Genomic DNA, 15,605 nt, shown 5'->3' with positions numbered 1-15,605 from the left:
CATGTGGCGCTATATCCTGAAACGGCTGTTGCTGATGATTCCCACGCTGATCGGCGTGCTGGCGCTCACCTTTGCCATCATCCAGTTTGTGCCGGGTGGGCCAGTGGAGCAGATGGTGCAGCAACTGAGCCATGGTGGCGTGGCCGGTGAAACCACGGCCACCAGCAGCGTGTTCAAGAGCCGTGGCGGCTTGCAGCCGGAAGAGTTGCAGGCACTGCAAAAGCTGTATGGCTTCGATCAGCCGCCCTTGCAGCGTTTCGGCCACATGCTGGCCGGTTTTGCCCGTTTCGATCTCGGCGAGAGCTTTTTCCATCACCAGTCGGTGGCGCAGCTGATCCTGTCCAAGCTGCCGGTGTCGATGAGCATCGGTCTGTGGACCTTCTTCATCACCTATCTGCTGTGCATTCCGCTGGGCATTGCCAAGGCGGTGCGTGACGGCAGCCTGTTCGATCTGGCCAGCAGCACGGTGATTTTGCTGGGTTATGCCATTCCGGGTTTTGTGCTGGGGGTGGCCCTGCTGGTGTTGTTTGGTGGCGGCAGCTTCTGGCAGCTGTTTCCGCTGCGCGGGCTGGTGAGCGACAACTGGGACAGCCTGAGCCTTATCGACAAGGTGCTGGATTATCTGTGGCACATCGTGTTGCCGGTGACAGCCTCGGTGGTGGGGAATCTGGCGGTGATGACCATGCTCACCAAGAATGTGTTTCTGGAGGAAATCCGCCGTCAGTATGTGTACACCGCGCGCGCCAAGGGCTTGTCGGAGCGGGCCATCCTGTACCGCCATGTGTTTCGCAATGCGCTGATTCCGCTGATTACCGGTTTCCCGGCCGCCTTCATCGGTGCTTTTTTCACTGGCAGCCTGCTGATTGAAACCCTGTTTTCGCTGGACGGACTGGGTCTGCTGTCCTACGAGTCCGTGATGCGACGCGATTACCCGGTGGTGATGGGCAGCCTGTATGTGTTCACCCTGCTGGGGCTGGTGGCCAAGCTCTTGTCCGATCTGAGCTATGTGCTGGTGGACCCGCGCGTCAGTTTTGACGGAGGGGAGCGATGAGCCACGCACCCAGCCTGACGCCGTCCCAGCGCGCCTGGCGACGCTTTTGCCAGCACAAGCGCGGCTTTTACAGCCTGTGGCTGTTCTTGCTGTTTTTTGTCCTGTCGCTGGGGGCGGAGCTGCTGTCCAACGACCGGCCGCTGGTGGTGCGTTATCACGACCAGCTGTATTTCCCGGTGCTGTTCGATTATCAGGAAACCGCCTTTGGTGGCGATTTCGATACCGCAACCGATTATCTGGACCCCTTCATCCAGGATCAGTTTGCCCGGCCGGGCAATTTCGCCATTTATGCGCCCAACCCCTACAGCTACAACACGGTGAACTACTTTGCCGACAATCCCAATCCGGCCGCGCCGTCCAACGACAATGTGCTGGGCACCGATGACCGCGGGCGTGATGTGCTGGCACGGCTGATCTACGGTTTCAGGGTGTCGGTGCTGTTTGCGCTGGCGCTTACCGTGTCCGGCACCCTGCTGGGGGTATTGTTTGGCGCACTGCAAGGCTTTTTCGGTGGCAAATTCGACCTGCTGCTGCAGCGTGTGCTGGAAATCTGGGGCAGCCTGCCCGAGCTGTATTTGCTGATCATCCTGGCGTCCTTGTTCAACCCCAGTCTGTGGCTGCTGTTGCTGTTGCTCACGCTGTTTGGCTGGATGGGCCTGGCCGATTACGTGCGGGCAGAATTCCTGCGCAACCGGCAGATGGACTACGTTCTGGCCGCGCGCGCCAGCGGGCTGAACAGCTGGCAGATCATGTGGCGACACGTGCTGCCCAACAGCCTGACGCCGGTGCTGGCCTTCCTGCCATTCCGGGTGAGCGGGGCGATTCTGGCGCTCACCAGCCTGGATTTTCTCGGCCTTGGCGTGCCATCGTCCACGCCCAGCCTGGGCGAGCTGCTGGCACAGGGCAAGGATAATCTGGATGCCTGGTGGATTGCGCTGCCCACCTTTGTGGTGCTGACCGTCACCCTGTTATTGCTGATATTCATTGGCGAAGGCCTGCGTGCCGCGCTGGATACCCGGAAAGGCTGAGATGGAAACCCTGTTGACCGTTGCTGCGCTCAATGCCCACTTTGGCCGGCAGCAAGTCCTGTCCTCGGTCGGTTTCAGTGTGGCCGCGGGCGAAAAAGTGGCGCTGGTGGGTGAATCCGGCTCCGGCAAGACCGTCACTGCCCAGGCGCTGTTGCAGTTGAACCCGGATGTGCGGCTTGCAGGCTCCATCCGCCTGGCCGGAGAAGAACTGCTGGGCGTGGGCGAGAAGCGCCTGCGGCAGATCCGTGGCCGCGACATCGCCATGATTTTTCAGGAACCCATGCATGCGCTCAACCCGCTGTTCACCATTGGCCGGCAAATTGGCGAAACCCTGACCCTGCATCTGGGACTGAATGCCCGTGAAGCGCGGGCCGAGGCCATTCGCCTGTTGCTGCGTACCGGTATCCAGGATGCCGCCGAGAAAATCGACAGCTATCCTTTCCAGCTGTCCGGTGGTCAGCGCCAGCGCGCGATGATTGCCATGGCGCTGGCCTGCAAGCCACGTCTGTTGATTGCCGATGAACCCACCACCGCGCTGGATGTGACGGTGCAGGCGCAAATCCTGCAATTGCTGGATGAATTGCAGCAGGAGATGGGCATGGCGGTGCTGTTCATCACCCACGACCTCAATCTGGTACGGCGCTTTGCCGACAAGGTCATCGTGATGCGTGGCGGACTGGTGGTGGAAAGCGGCAAGGTGGCGCAGGTGTTCAGCCATCCGGCCCATCCTTACACCGCCGAGCTGCTGGCCAGCCGCCCCGACAAGCTGGAGGACGATGCCGCGCCCTCAGCTGACACCCGGCCACGGCTGCAAGCCAGCGCCATCAAGGTGAGCTATCCGGTGGCCGGTGGCTGGTTGCGCAAGCGTAATCGCGTCGTATTGCAGGATGTCTCGCTGCAGGTGCCGCCGGGGCAGACGCTGGGCATCGTTGGTGAGTCCGGCTCCGGCAAGACATCGCTGGGCCTTGCCCTGCTGCGCCTGCTGCCCTGCGAGGGGGAAATCCGGCTGGATGATCTGGCACTGCATGCCTTGCATGGCGGCAAGCTGCGCCGTGCCCGCAAGGATTTCCAGGTGGTGTTCCAGGACCCGTTTTCCTCGCTGTCGCCACGCATGACGGTGGGGCAGATCGTCGCGGAGGGCCTGGCCTTGCACCAGCCGGGCTTAAGTGTCGCGCAGGTACGCCAGCAGGTGGTAGCCACCCTGACCGAGGTTGGCCTGCATCACGAAATGATGGAACGCTATCCGCACGAGTTTTCCGGCGGGCAGCGCCAGCGCATTGCCATTGCCCGCGCGCTGATCCTCAAGCCGCGACTGATCCTGCTGGACGAGCCTACCAGTGCACTGGATGCCACCTTGCAAAAGCAGGTGCTGCAACTGTTGCGCAGCCTGCAGCGCAAGTACGGCCTGAGCTATCTGTTCATCAGTCACGACCTGGCGGTCATCCGTGCCATCGCCCATCAGGTGCTGGTGCTGCAGGCGGGCAAGGTGGTGGAGCAGGGCCCCACCGCCCGGGTATTTGCCAGCCCGCAGCAGCCCTATACCCGCCAATTGCTGGCGGCAGCCTTGCCGACGACTTGAAAATGGCGGGGTCCGCTCCCATTGTCAGTTGACCAGCCGGATTTTTGCACGCATTTCCTGATGTGCCGCACGCTGCGCCCGGCCGGGCGACAGTGGGCGGATTCTGCCGCTGCCGCCACCAGACGGCGGTTGCTCCACGCTCAGTCAATTGTTACCATCAACGGCTATCGATACTGCAAACCACCCCGAATACTAGAGGAAGCCATGAGCGATCTTATCCTGCACGTAACCGACGACTCCTTTGAACAAGACGTCCTGAAGGCCGATGTGCCGGTTCTGGTCGACTACTGGGCTGAATGGTGCGGTCCTTGCAAGATGATCGCCCCCATCCTGGACGAAGTGGCCAAGGAATACGCCGGTCGCCTGAAAGTTGCCAAGCTGAACATCGACCAGAACGAACTGACCCCGCCGAAATTCGGCATCCGCGGCATCCCGACCCTGATGATCTTCAAGGACGGCCAGGTTGCCGCCACCAAGGTAGGTGCACTGGCCAAGAGCCAGCTGGCCGCCTTCATTGACAGTCACATCTAAAGCGTCTATCCTCAGCTGAATTTCTTCAAGCAGGCGGCACATCAGCCGCCTGTCTCTTGTCTGCACCCACACCTCACAAACAGCGTTCTGCTCAATCTTTACGAGTCGACCAACGGCCGCTATGCATTTATCTGACCTCAAACACCTTCATGTATCCCAGCTCGTGGAAATGGCTATTTCCAACGAGATCGAGGGCGCGAACCGCCTGCGCAAACAAGACCTCATCTTTGCGCTTCTGAAAAACCAGGCCAAAAAAGGCGAAAGCATCTTCGGCGAGGGCACCCTGGAAGTGCTGCCGGACGGCTTCGGATTCTTGCGCAGCCCGGATACCTCGTATCTGGCCGGCCCGGATGACATCTACGTCAGCCCGTCGCAGATCCGCCGTTTCAATCTGCATACCGGTGACTCGATCGAAGGCGAAATCCGTACCCCCAAGGACGGCGAGCGCTATTTCGCACTGGTGAAGGTGGACAAGGTCAACGGCGAGCCGCCGGAGAATTCCAAGCACAAGATCCTGTTTGAAAACCTCACGCCGCTGTTCCCGACCGAACAGTTCAAGCTGGAGCGCGATATCCGCGCCGAGGAAAACATCACCGGCCGCATCATCGACCTGATTTCGCCCATCGGCAAAGGCCAGCGCGCCCTGCTGGTGGCTCCGCCGAAATCCGGTAAAACCGTGATGCTGCAACACATTGCCCACGCCATCACTGCCAATCATCCGGAAGCGGTGATGATTGTGCTGCTGATTGACGAGCGTCCGGAAGAAGTGACCGAAATGCAACGCTCGGTGAAGGGCGAGGTTGTCTCCTCCACCTTCGACGAGCCGGCCACCCGCCACGTGCAGGTTGCCGAAATGGTGATCGAAAAGGCCAAGCGTCTGGTCGAGCACAAGAAGGACGTGGTCATCCTGCTGGACTCCATCACCCGTCTGGCACGCGCCTACAACACCGTGGTACCTGCTTCGGGCAAGGTGCTGACCGGTGGTGTGGATGCCAACGCCCTGCAGCGCCCCAAGCGCTTCTTCGGTGCCGCGCGTAATGTGGAAGAGGGCGGCAGCCTGACCATCATCGCCACCGCGCTGATCGATACCGGCAGCCGCATGGACGATGTGATCTACGAAGAATTCAAGGGTACCGGCAACTGCGAAATCCATCTGGAACGTCGCATGGCGGAAAAACGCATTTTCCCGGCACTGAACATCAACCGCTCCGGCACCCGTCGTGAAGAGCTGCTGGTGCCGCAAGACCAGCTGCAACGCATCTGGGTGCTGCGCAAACTGTTGTACCCGATGGATGACATCGAGGCGATGGAATTCCTGCAGGACAAGATCAAGGCCACCAAGTCCAACCTGGCCTTCTTCGACTCCATGCGTCGCTAAACCTGACGCGGTTTTCCCGCCTGGGAAATGATGAATGAACCCGACGCCGGACCTGAGCAGGTCTGGCGTTTTTCATGGTATTGCTTGCAGATGGAATTCAGTAGCCGTTTTTTCCAGATGGAGTTGTTCTCCGCCATCGGCACCGTTGCTTTTGCCTTTTCCGGTTATCTGATCGGCGTGCGCAAGCAGCTGGATTTGCTGGGCATCGTGGTGGTGGCCCTGCTGACCGCCATCGGTGGCGGCATTTTGCGTGATGTACTGGTGGCAAGGGTGCCGCTGGTGTTCTTCAATTACAGCAGCCTCGCCATCATCGCCGCCACCCTGTTGTTGTCGGTCTTGCTGCGTTTGCACCGACGGCAAAGCCGTACGCTGGACCGCCTGTTCATCATTGCCGATTCGCTCGGCCTGGTTGCCTTCAGCATTACCGGGGCACAGGTAGGCCTGATGTACGACCTGAACGCCTTTGGCGTGGTGTTGCTGGGTTTCATTACCGCGGTGGGTGGCGGTGTGGTGCGTGACATGATGGTGAATGACATTCCCTTCATCCTGCACAAGGATTTTTACGGCACGGTGTCCATACTGGTAGCTGGTGGCTTGTTTGTGCTGGACCAGTTGACCTGGGTCACCAGCTGGATGTTGCAGTTGCTGTTTGTGCTTGGCCTGGCCATTCGCCTGTTTGCACACTGGAGCGAGCTGGCCCTGCCCAAGATTGGCCCGCAATCAAAACAAGGATGACAGCCATGTGGCCGGCTGAAATGGTGGAGGCCCAGGCCTGGATACGCCAGCGTCTGGCAGGGTTCGAGTTTGATGGACGTGCCGGGGACATTCCCTGGCGTGTGGCCGGGGCGAAACAGCGTCCGGCGGCGGTGCTGGTGCCGCTGGTGTGGCATGACAGCGGTCCTACCGTGTTGCTCACGCGGCGGACGGAGTCGCTGTCCACCCATGCCGGGCAGGTGAGCTTTCCGGGCGGCAAGGTGGATGCCGAGGACAGCTCGGTGATTGCCGCGGCCTTGCGTGAAGCACAGGAGGAAATTGGCCTGGCGGCCGAGGGCGTGACGGTGCTGGGTACGCTGCCGCAGTACGTCACCATCACCGATTTTGTCGTGACGCCGGTGGTGGCCATGCTGCAACCGCCCTTGCAGTTGCGACCGGAGCCTGGTGAAGTGGCGGAGGTGTTCGAGGTGCCACTGGCGCTGGCGCTGGATGGGCGTCAGTACGAGCGGCACAGTTACGAACGTGACGGTGTGCGTGGTCAGTATCTGGCCATGCAGTGGCAGCAGTACACCATCTGGGGCGCTACCGCCGCCATGCTGCGCCTGCTGGCACAGGCACTGGGCCAGCACGGTGAAGCAGGCCAGCGCTGATGCTGCTGACCCGGCAATCGCTCATTCCGGGTTGCCGTCGCTGAGCATCAGGTCGCGACCGGCCATCTTGGCTTCGTACAGCAGCTTGTCGGCACGGCTGAGCATGCCCGACGGGCTGTCTCCCGGTCGCCAGTCGGTAATGCCGCCACTGAAGGTGACTTTTTCATCGGTGAACGGGAATACCGTGCCGGCCAATACCTGCTGCACCCGCGCCATCACTTTTTCTGCATCGCGCAAGCGGGTGCAGGGGAAAATCACCAGGAATTCTTCGCCACCAATACGGGCACACACGTCCATGCTGCGCGTGCAGTCGATCAGCGCATTGGCCACCGCCAGCAGCACATTGTCACCGGCCTGATGGCCAAAGCGGTCATTGAACTGCTTGAAATGGTCGATATCGAATACCGCCACTGACATCGGCTGGCTGTAGCGTTCGCAACGTTGCAGCTCTTCCCGCAAGGTCTGGTCGGCATGACGGCGGTTGCACAGCCGGGTGAGCGGGTCGGTGATGGCCATTTCATTGAGCAGGCGGTTCTTTTCTTCCAGCTCGTTTTCCAGTGCCTTGCGCTGGGAAATGTCATACAGGGCAATCAGCGCGGCCGGAATCTGCTGATGCGGCATCAGTTCCACCGACACAATCGCCCAGAAACTGCTTTGGTCTTCGCGTTGCAGCTCGGTTTCCCGGTTGGCTACCGCTTCGCCGTTGCGCAGCCATTCATTGACCGGCTCCAGATGCAAGGGCAGATCCAGCAGTGCGGGCTGGCCATCATGACGCAGCGGGGCAGGGGGAATCTGCAACATGTCGCGCGCCGGGGCATTGGCACGCAGGATGCGCATGGTTTGTGTCGCGACCAGAATCAGGGCCACCGGTGCGGTATCCAGCGTGAGCCTTGCCAGTTCCTCGCTTTCGCGGATGCGGGCAGCACTGGCGGACAATAAGCGGTTCTGCCGGATGCTGGCCAGATGGCTGCGCAGCGTGATCAGGGTCAGCGCGGCGGTGAACAGCCAGGCCAGTATCGCCAGCGTTGCCTTGTCATGGTAAGCGCGGGTGAAGTCTCGCTCGGCGATGCCTACCACCACGCGGAAAGGGAAGCCTTCCATCAGGCGTGAGCTGTACAGGCGGACTTCCTGATCCAGAATCGAACTGGCACGGAACTGCAGGTAATTGTCGTGGCGTTCCAGCACATCGGTGCTTTGCAGTTCGTTCAGCGGCTGCTCGGAATGCGCCTTCTGCGCCGGCCAGCTGGCTTGCAGCACCTGGCGCTGGTCCAGCACCAGGATTTCGCCAAAGCGGCCTACCGGCAGCTTGGCAACTTCGGTCTGGAAGAAGTGACGGTCCAGAATGCCCACCACCATGCCTACCGCCTCATCGTCCTGGTTCAGCAGCTTTTGCACCAGCACAATGCCATCCTGGCCATGGTCCTGCCGGGTGGAGGTAAAGCTGCCATCCTGATTGCCATTGCGGTGATACCAGCGACAATAATCGGTTTTCAGCTGCGAGGCGGCATTGTTGTGCTGCGTGGAGTACAGCACGTAACAGGCGCTATCCAGGATGTCGATCTGCTTGAGTTGCGGCATCTGGCGCAGTTTGCCCTGCAGCAGCAGGTCGATGCGCTGTTCCTGTTCTGCACTGAGCATGTGTTTGTTCAGCAGCATCTGCACCAGATTGCTGTCGCTGGCGCTTTTCAGGATCAGGTTGGTTTCGCGCAGGCCGGATGACAGGCGCTCTTCCAGCAGCTGTGACAAGCCCGCAGCCTGGTTGCGCGCTTCGCTTTCCCCTTGCTGCCGCGTGCCTGCCAGGTCGAGAACGACCACCAGCAGGGTGCTGAGCAGAAAGATGGCAGCCAGCCATTTGGCTAGTCTGCCCTTGTCGTGGAAGAGCGTGGGCAAGAGTGCGGTTTCCCTGGCAAGGTGATGGAGCCTGCAAGCGGCAGGCTGTCTTATTTGGTATATCCCTTAAAACGACAAAAGGACAATGTCGGACTGCGGTCCGTGCATTGTCCCTTGCAGCCGGGCTAGACGGCGAAGCGCATGGACAGGTCGATGGCCTGGATGTCCTTGGTCAGCTTGCCGATGGAAATGCGGTCGACACCGGTTTCGGCAATGGCACGGACGGTGTCCATGTCCACACCGCCGGAGGCTTCCAGCAAGGCCTTGCCCGCGCTCAATTCCACCGCGCGACGCATGTCATCCAGCGACATGTTGTCCAGCAGGACAAGCTTGGCACCGGCGTCCAGCGCCTGTTGCAGCTCGTCCAGGTTTTCCACTTCAATCTGCAAGGAAACGCCGGGCGGAATGATGCGGAAGGCCTGTTCCAGTGCCTGGGCAATGCCACCGGCCGCCATGATGTGGTTTTCCTTGATCAGGATGCCATCGTACAAACCGATGCGCTGATTGTCGCCCCCGCCCACGGTCACCGCGTACTTCTGCGCCAGGCGCAGGCCAGGCAAGGTCTTGCGGGTGTCCAGGATGCGGGCGCGGGTACCGGCCACCACATCCACATAACGGCGGGTCTGGGTGGCAACGGCAGACAGGGTTTGCAGGAAATTCAGGGCGGAACGTTCAGCGGTAAGCAGCGCGCGTGCCGGGCCGCTGATTTCGCACAGTACGGTACCGGCCGCCACCTTGCGGCCTTCGCGTACCTGCCACAGCACGCTGCAACGCTCGTCTACCTGGCGAAAGCATTCCTCGAACCAGGCTTTGCCGCAAATCACGGCATCTTCACGCAGCAACACGGTAGCGCTGCTTTCCGCGGTCCGGTCAATCAGCTGGGCGGTCCAGTCGGCCTGACCAATATCCTCGGCCAGCGCTATGCTGACTTGTTGGGCAATAAGATGGTTGGCTGGCTGTTTGCTCATGACGGAACTCAGGCGTAAAAAAGCGTTATTGTACCCAGCCATGGCCTGACTGTGGTGCTTATCGTGGTGGTGGTATCATGCGCAGCACACTGTCAGGCTGGAGAATTCATGGATTTGCCTGCTGTACTGTTTCCCACCTGGCTGCTTTATGCCGCCATGGTTGCCGCCGGCATGGTGCTGGGCTTTGCCGCCAGCCGCGTTAAATTGCGCACGCTGGATGCCAGTGCCAGCAATGCCTGGCTGGGCGCGGTGGTGGTTTTGCTGGGCTTGTGGCTGATGCGTGGCGGGCTCAAGCCGGGCCTGTCCTTCCACATGCTGGGAGCAACGGTGCTGACCTTGCTGATGGGCCCCTGGCTGGCCATGCTGGGCCTCGCCGTATTGTTACTGGCGCTGGCGGCGGGTGGCCATGGCGACTGGCTGGCGCTGGGGCTGGACTGGCTGTGCGATGCGGCGGTGCCGGTTGCGGTAACGGCAGGCCTGTTGCAGCTGGCACGGCGCAAGTTGCCTGCCCAGTTGTTTGTCTATGTGTTCATCAATGCATTCATTGCAGGCGGACTCAGCCTGTTTTGCAGTGCATTGGCCGGCATGCTGTTGCTGGGTGGCCACGCTGTCTATGCCTGGGATTATCTGCTGGAAGAAGCCTTGCCGTTTTACTTTCTGCTGTCCTGGTCCGAGGCTTTTACCACTGGGCTGACCATGGCCGTGCTGGTGGTGTACCGCCCGCACTGGGTCAGCACTTTTGATGATGCCGCCTATCTGGGACGGGATTCGCGCTGGTGATGTCGGCGTAATGCCTGAGATGTTGAGCTATTACAAGGAGTTGTCATGCCGTTTGCACTGTGGAGTATCTTGCTGGCTTCTTTTTTGCCTTTGTTGTGGACGGCGCTGGCCAAGGCCGGGGCACCCTATGACAACCATCAGCCGCGTGTGGTGCTGGCGGCGGCTACCGGTTGGCGCCAGCGTGCCAACTGGGCACAGCAAAATGCCTGGGAAGCCTTTCCCAGCTATGCCGCAGCCATGTTACTGGCCTGGATGATGAAGGTGCCAGCGGCCCGGCTGGACTTGCTGGCCGTGGTATACGTGCTGCTGCGCCTGGGCCATGGCCTGTGCTACATCAGCGACAAGGCCACGCTGCGTTCGCTGTGCTGGCTCGGTGGTTATGCTGTGGTGGTGCTGCTGTTTGTCAGCGCTGCCGGGCTGTTCTGAATGTTTCAGTCCAGCAGGCGGTGAGCCTGTACCGCCTGTCGCACCGCGTCAAAACCGACGGTGTGGCAGGCCTGCCAGCCTGCTTGCGTGGCGCTGTGCACGCATTCGATGTTGTCATCAAAAAAGATGATGTCGGCAGCATCCGCCTGCAGTGCTTGCTGCACATGGTGGTAAACAACCAGATCCGGCTTGCGCAAGCCCAGGTGGTGTGAGGCAAAGCAGGTTTCGAACAATGGCAGGATGTCGAACTGGCGCTCGATCTTGCCCCAGTGCAGCGCATTGTTATTGCTGAGCACGGCCAGCCGGTAGTGCGCGCCCAGTTGTTGCAGTAGCTCTCGCACGCCGGGGTAGGGGCCTTGCAGCCAGTCGTCCAGTGCTTGCAGCATGGCCGCAGTGCCCAGTCCCAATTGCAGCCGTTCATCCATCAGCCGGGCAAACTCCTCCGGTGTCACCCGGCCGGTATCCAGCAGCGCCACCTCCGGCGTATGCATCCAGAACTGCCTGGCCTGTTCACGTTCCAGACGCCCTTGCGACACGGCCATCAGGGGGTCGATGCCGTTCCAGTCCACCAGCACACCACCCAGATCGAAAACCAGCACCGGCTGCTTGCCGTGTCGTGTCGCTTGCATGTCTGTTTCCTTCATCAAAGCCGGGTGTTACAAGACCAGCGGTTCGGCTTCCAGTTCCACGCCATAACGCTGGCGCACTGTGTCCTGCACATGACGTGCCAGTGCCCACATCTGGCTGCCGTTGGCGGTGCCGTGATTCACCAGTACCAGCGCCTGGCGATCATGCACAGCGGCATCGCCCTGGCGGTAGCCTTTCAGGCCTGCCTGATCAATCAGCCAGCCTGCTGCCAGTTTCACCATGCCAGGCCCGGCCGGGTAATGCGGCAGGGCGGGAAAGCGCTGCAACAGTGCATCGGCCTGTGCCTGACCGATTACCGGATTCTTGAAGAAGCTGCCGGCATTACCCAGCTCGGCCGGGTTGGGCAGCTTGCTGGCGCGGATGGCCATCACCACGTCGCTGACATCCAGCGGCGTGGGCTGGCTGATGCCACGTTTGTCCAGCTCCTGCTGGATGTCGCCATAGGCCGTTTTCAGTTGCGGCTGGCGTGACAGCTGGAAGCGCACGGCGGTCACCAGCAGGCGACCGGCGGCTTCGTGTTTGAAAACGCTGTCGCGATAGGCAAAGCGGCAGTCGGTATTCTCCAGTACCACAGGTGTGCCATTGGCTTGCAGATCGGCACACACCACCTGGGCAATGCGGTCTTTCACTTCCACGCCATAGGCACCGATATTCTGCACCGGGCAGGCGCCCACCGTGCCGGGAATCAGGCTGAGGTTTTCCAGTCCGTACCAGCCTTGTTGCAGGCAGTAGCGCACAAAGTCATGCCAGTTTTCCCCAGCGGCGGCTTCCACCAGCAGGCTGTCTCCCTTGTCTTCCACTACGCGGATCCCACGCAGGGCCAGTTTGACTACCAGGCCGGGGTAGTCTTGGGTCAGCAGAAGATTACTGCCGCCACCCAGCCACAGTACCGGGCCTTGCTGGTAGTGCTTGTCGGCCAGCAGGGCAGGCAGCCGGGCCAGGTCGTCCAGCTGGCAGAAATGGGCGGCGCTGACATCCATGCCAAAGGTGTTATGGGGTTTGAGCGAAACTTGCGATTGAATGCACAGCGTCATCATCAGCTTTCTTGCAGGGTGTTGTGGCGCAGCAGGCGCAGGCGGCTTTCCCGCGCCAGGTAGCTCACCAGCATCAGGGCGGCAATGCTCAGACTGATGACCAGTGCCAGCCAGAAACCGTAAATGCCCATCGGGGAAACCAGCCAGTCGGTGAGGCCCAGCGTGATGCCAAGCCCCAGTCCTATGCCCCAGAAGGCGGTAATGTGGATCACCATGGGAATGGTGGTCAGCTTGTAGCCGCGCAGTGCGCCGGAGGCAATGGTCTGGGCGGCATCAGTCAGCTGGAACACCGCCGCAAACAACAGCAGGCTGGAACCCATGGCAATGACTTTCGGGTCGGGCGAGTAGATGGCCATGATGTCACTGCGCAGCCACAGCACCAGCAACATGGTGCACAGCGCGGTGACCAGCCCCACCAGCAGGCCGACTCCGGCGACAAAACGGGCCTGATGGTAGTCGCCAGCACCGGCGCGCTGGCCGACTCTTACCGTGAGGGCGGTGGAAATGCTTTGCGGCAGCATGTAGATGATGCTGGAAAAATTGAGTACCGACTGGTGGCTGGCCACCACCGTCATGCCCAGCTTGGCAATCAGCAGGGCGATAAAGGAAAACAGGCTGACCTCGACAAAGAAGGACAGGCCGATAGGCAGGCCCAGCTTGAGGAAGGCCCCGTAGCGCTTCCAGTCGGGCCAGCTCATCCGGCTGGTCAGGCCGTAGGGGCGGAAATGGCGATGCCAGCAGATATAGGCCAGCAGCGTCAGGCAGTTGAACCAGAATACGATGCCGGTGGCCCAGCCGCAACCGGCACCGCCCAGTCTGGGCAGGCCGAACAGGCCGTGAATCAGCGCGTAATTGAGCGGGATATTGAGCGCCAGTGCAATCAGGCTGACCACCATGATCACCTTGGGGCGGTTCAGGCTGGAGGCATAGGCATGCAAGGCACGGTGCACCATGGCGGCAGGCATGCCCACGGCAGTACCGGTGATGAACAGCATCACCTTGTCTTCCACGTCGGTTGGCAGTTGCAGCCACAGGCGCAAGGGGTGTTCGGCCAGCAGCATGGCGGCGGCACCAAGCAGGCCGACAAACAGGCCGAACCACATGCCCTGGCGGCCGGTTTCGCCAATCTGTTCTTTCTCTCCAGCGCCCAGCTGATGGCTCAATACCGGGTTGAGCGACGTCACCACGCCCATCAGGGTCACATAGACGGTGATGAAAATGCTGGCACCCAGCGAGACGGCTGCCAGATCGTCAGTACTGACGCGCCCGGCCATGACGGTATCGACAAAGCCGGTAGCCACCTGGGCGACCTGGGCAATCATCATCGGCAAGGCAAGGCGGACGATCTGTCTGGCTTCACCGGTAATGGCACCGGGCGCAGCGCTTTTGAGTTCCTGCAGCATGGAGGCGGATCAATTCGACAAGGTAGGCAAGCGCTCCATTATAAGGAGCCGCTGCCCGGCCTGTCTTGTGCAATGGCGACGCCAGCCATGTGCTGGCGCGCTTCAGCCTGTGCTGCCGTAATGGGCGAGCAAACGTCTGCTGCGCTCAGAAACGTACTGGCGTTTCGCGGCGCAAATCGCAGCTGATGATCAGATGCTGACCAAAGCGGCTGTTGATGTTCAGTGCATCCAGCAGGCCGACATCATGAATGGTCAGCAAGCCGCTTTCATCCAGCTGGCTGCTGTAACCCAGCTGGTCAGCGTAGTTGATCAGGTCTTGCAGGGGCAGGGTGCTGTCGGCGGACAGCAAGGTGGCAGTCAGGCTGCCTTGAAGGGGGCGTTTTCTTCCCACGGCATCGTATACGGCAAAGGAAAAGTCGCTACAGCTGTCTTGCAGGCAATCGTACATGGTGAAACTCCATCGGGTATGGGTGGCGCTGTTGCGTGCCCGACCTTACCGTCAGGCGACGCTTTAGCAGGATTTTTGGGCGCCCTGCAAGTTGTCGATTAACTCGGCGCCAGTGTTCCGGACACAGCCCGGAACGGTAAAACGGTACTACCTTCAACATGCCCGATGTCGCACAGTGCGCGCACTATAAGACGGAAAAAGAAAAACCCGCCGGGCCAGAGAGCGCAGCGGGTTTTCCGACTCACGCTTTAGCTGGCATTTATAGTGCGCCCAGCAAGCTGTATCAAATCGGCGCATGGGAAAAGATTATTCCCGTCGGAAAAGCCTGTCAAGCCCTGTTGCATGCCGTCCACTGTTGCAGGAAATCCAGCCATCCTTCGCCTTGCTGGCCTAGCAGTTGGGCAAGCTTTTGCTCGTGCTGGCTGCGGGTGAGGGCGGAAATCTGCCCTTGCAGTGCAGCCAGGCGAAGCCACATCAGGTAATGGCAGGCGGCGCGCTGTGCGCTGTGCGCCAGCAGGGCCGGCAACTGGCCTGCCGCTGCCATTGCCCAGGACTGGGCCGCGTCGTAATCCGGAATGCGCGGCAAGCCGCACAGGCCGGCCATTTCCTGCTGCGGTACACAGCCAGGCTGGGCGTTCTGGCACAGTAGGCGGCTGAGTTCCAGCGTCTGGCCAAACAGCCCGTTGGCACCGCCGGGGAAGGCAATGCCGTGCATCATGGCGCGATGGCGCAATACCGGCAGCATCAACTGGGAACCTTGCCAGCTGACAATTTGCGGCATGTGTTCGTTCAGCAGGGTGGACAGGGTTTGCAGCATGCCCGCTTCATCCTGCCCGGGCAGTGTCTGGTGCAAAACCACTTCCTGACGGATGTGCAGCACGGCATGAATGCCGACCACACGATGCAGGTGGTAGGGCAGGAATTCATCCGCCCGGCTGGCCCGGCTGCGTTGCAGGGCAAAGTAAACGACGTCTGCATCGCTGATGTCGGCATCCAGCTGGTACAGGGTACGGATGCCATCGACATCAGGCAGGGTCTGGATATCCAGGGCGAGTAAGGGAATCACGGGCGGTCTTT

16 protein-coding genes are annotated in these 15,605 nt (G+C 60.7%); 9 read left to right on the top strand and 7 right to left on the bottom strand.

The window, feature by feature from the left end; translation table 11 throughout:
- Position 1 precedes the first annotated feature (1 nt).
- From DKK66_RS02035 to DKK66_RS02005, 7 genes are all read left to right on the top strand, one after another.
- Positions 2–1,051, top strand: coding sequence for a microcin C ABC transporter permease YejB (locus DKK66_RS02035; protein WP_045847062.1), 1,050 nt, complete (start codon positions 2–4; stop codon positions 1,049–1,051).
- Positions 1,048–2,079 (top strand): ABC transporter permease, encoded by a 1,032-nt coding sequence (locus tag DKK66_RS02030; protein WP_131355108.1) that lies wholly within the window; start codon positions 1,048–1,050, stop codon positions 2,077–2,079. The genes DKK66_RS02035 and DKK66_RS02030 overlap by 4 nt, the downstream gene beginning before the upstream one ends.
- Position 2,080: 1 nt before the next feature.
- On the top strand, positions 2,081–3,658 hold the full coding sequence (locus DKK66_RS02025) for an ABC transporter ATP-binding protein (RefSeq protein ID WP_131355105.1): 1,578 nt from the start codon (positions 2,081–2,083) through the stop codon (positions 3,656–3,658).
- A gap of 204 nt (positions 3,659–3,862) precedes the next feature.
- Entirely contained in the window at positions 3,863–4,189 is a 327-nt protein-coding gene (trxA, locus tag DKK66_RS02020) for a thioredoxin TrxA (protein ID WP_045847065.1), read from the top strand.
- Positions 4,190–4,310: 121 nt separating this feature from the next.
- Positions 4,311–5,567 carry a transcription termination factor Rho gene (gene rho, locus DKK66_RS02015; RefSeq protein WP_045847066.1) on the top strand — a complete coding sequence of 419 codons (1,257 nt, stop codon included), beginning with the start codon at positions 4,311–4,313 and terminating at the stop codon, positions 5,565–5,567.
- 90 nt (positions 5,568–5,657) lie between these two features.
- Positions 5,658–6,302 carry a trimeric intracellular cation channel family protein gene (locus DKK66_RS02010; RefSeq protein ID WP_045847067.1) on the top strand — a complete coding sequence of 215 codons (645 nt, stop codon included), beginning with the start codon at positions 5,658–5,660 and terminating at the stop codon, positions 6,300–6,302.
- A gap of 5 nt (positions 6,303–6,307) precedes the next feature.
- A complete protein-coding gene (locus tag DKK66_RS02005) occupies positions 6,308–6,931 on the top strand; it encodes a CoA pyrophosphatase (protein WP_131355102.1) in 624 nt (207 codons plus the stop codon).
- A 21-nt stretch (positions 6,932–6,952) separates the two neighbouring features.
- Here the strand turns inward: DKK66_RS02005 and DKK66_RS02000 are convergent, their stop codons facing one another.
- Complete coding sequence (locus DKK66_RS02000; RefSeq protein ID WP_131355099.1) at positions 6,953–8,821, bottom strand: diguanylate cyclase; 1,869 nt, start codon at positions 8,819–8,821, stop codon at positions 6,953–6,955.
- 125 nt (positions 8,822–8,946) lie between these two features.
- A complete protein-coding gene (nadC, locus tag DKK66_RS01995; protein WP_045847068.1) occupies positions 8,947–9,789 on the bottom strand; it encodes a carboxylating nicotinate-nucleotide diphosphorylase in 843 nt (280 codons plus the stop codon).
- 108 nt (positions 9,790–9,897) lie between these two features.
- On the opposite strand from nadC, the gene DKK66_RS01990 reads away from it, so the two are divergent.
- Together DKK66_RS01990 and DKK66_RS01985 are read left to right on the top strand one after the other, a co-directional pair.
- Positions 9,898–10,569, top strand: a complete 672-nt coding sequence (locus DKK66_RS01990; RefSeq protein ID WP_131355096.1) for an energy-coupling factor ABC transporter permease — start codon at positions 9,898–9,900, stop codon at positions 10,567–10,569.
- Between the two features lie 45 nt (positions 10,570–10,614).
- Positions 10,615–10,995 carry an MAPEG family protein gene (locus DKK66_RS01985; protein ID WP_131355093.1) on the top strand — a complete coding sequence of 127 codons (381 nt, stop codon included), beginning with the start codon at positions 10,615–10,617 and terminating at the stop codon, positions 10,993–10,995.
- A 5-nt stretch (positions 10,996–11,000) separates the two neighbouring features.
- On the opposite strand, the gene DKK66_RS01980 is transcribed toward DKK66_RS01985, so the two are convergent.
- From DKK66_RS01980 to DKK66_RS01960, 5 genes are all read right to left on the bottom strand, one after another.
- On the bottom strand, positions 11,001–11,624 hold the full coding sequence (locus tag DKK66_RS01980) for an HAD family hydrolase (protein WP_165494091.1): 624 nt from the start codon (positions 11,622–11,624) through the stop codon (positions 11,001–11,003).
- A 27-nt stretch (positions 11,625–11,651) separates the two neighbouring features.
- A complete protein-coding gene (murB, locus tag DKK66_RS01975) occupies positions 11,652–12,677 on the bottom strand; it encodes a UDP-N-acetylmuramate dehydrogenase (protein ID WP_131360805.1) in 1,026 nt (341 codons plus the stop codon).
- 2 nt (positions 12,678–12,679) lie between these two features.
- Positions 12,680–14,080 carry an MATE family efflux transporter gene (locus DKK66_RS01970; protein ID WP_131355087.1) on the bottom strand — a complete coding sequence of 467 codons (1,401 nt, stop codon included), beginning with the start codon at positions 14,078–14,080 and terminating at the stop codon, positions 12,680–12,682.
- Between the two features lie 145 nt (positions 14,081–14,225).
- Positions 14,226–14,528 (bottom strand): hypothetical protein, encoded by a 303-nt coding sequence (locus DKK66_RS01965; RefSeq protein ID WP_045847073.1) that lies wholly within the window; start codon positions 14,526–14,528, stop codon positions 14,226–14,228.
- 328 nt (positions 14,529–14,856) lie between these two features.
- Positions 14,857–15,594, bottom strand: a complete 738-nt coding sequence (locus DKK66_RS01960; RefSeq protein ID WP_131355084.1) for a hypothetical protein — start codon at positions 15,592–15,594, stop codon at positions 14,857–14,859.
- Positions 15,595–15,605: the final 11 nt, after the last annotated feature.

This window comes from Aquitalea sp. USM4 (assembly GCF_004328945.1).
GTDB lineage: Bacteria > Pseudomonadota > Gammaproteobacteria > Burkholderiales > Chromobacteriaceae > Aquitalea > Aquitalea pelogenes.
Note: the sequence above shows the minus strand (reverse complement) of the source record. Positions and strands in the feature narration are given on the sequence as shown.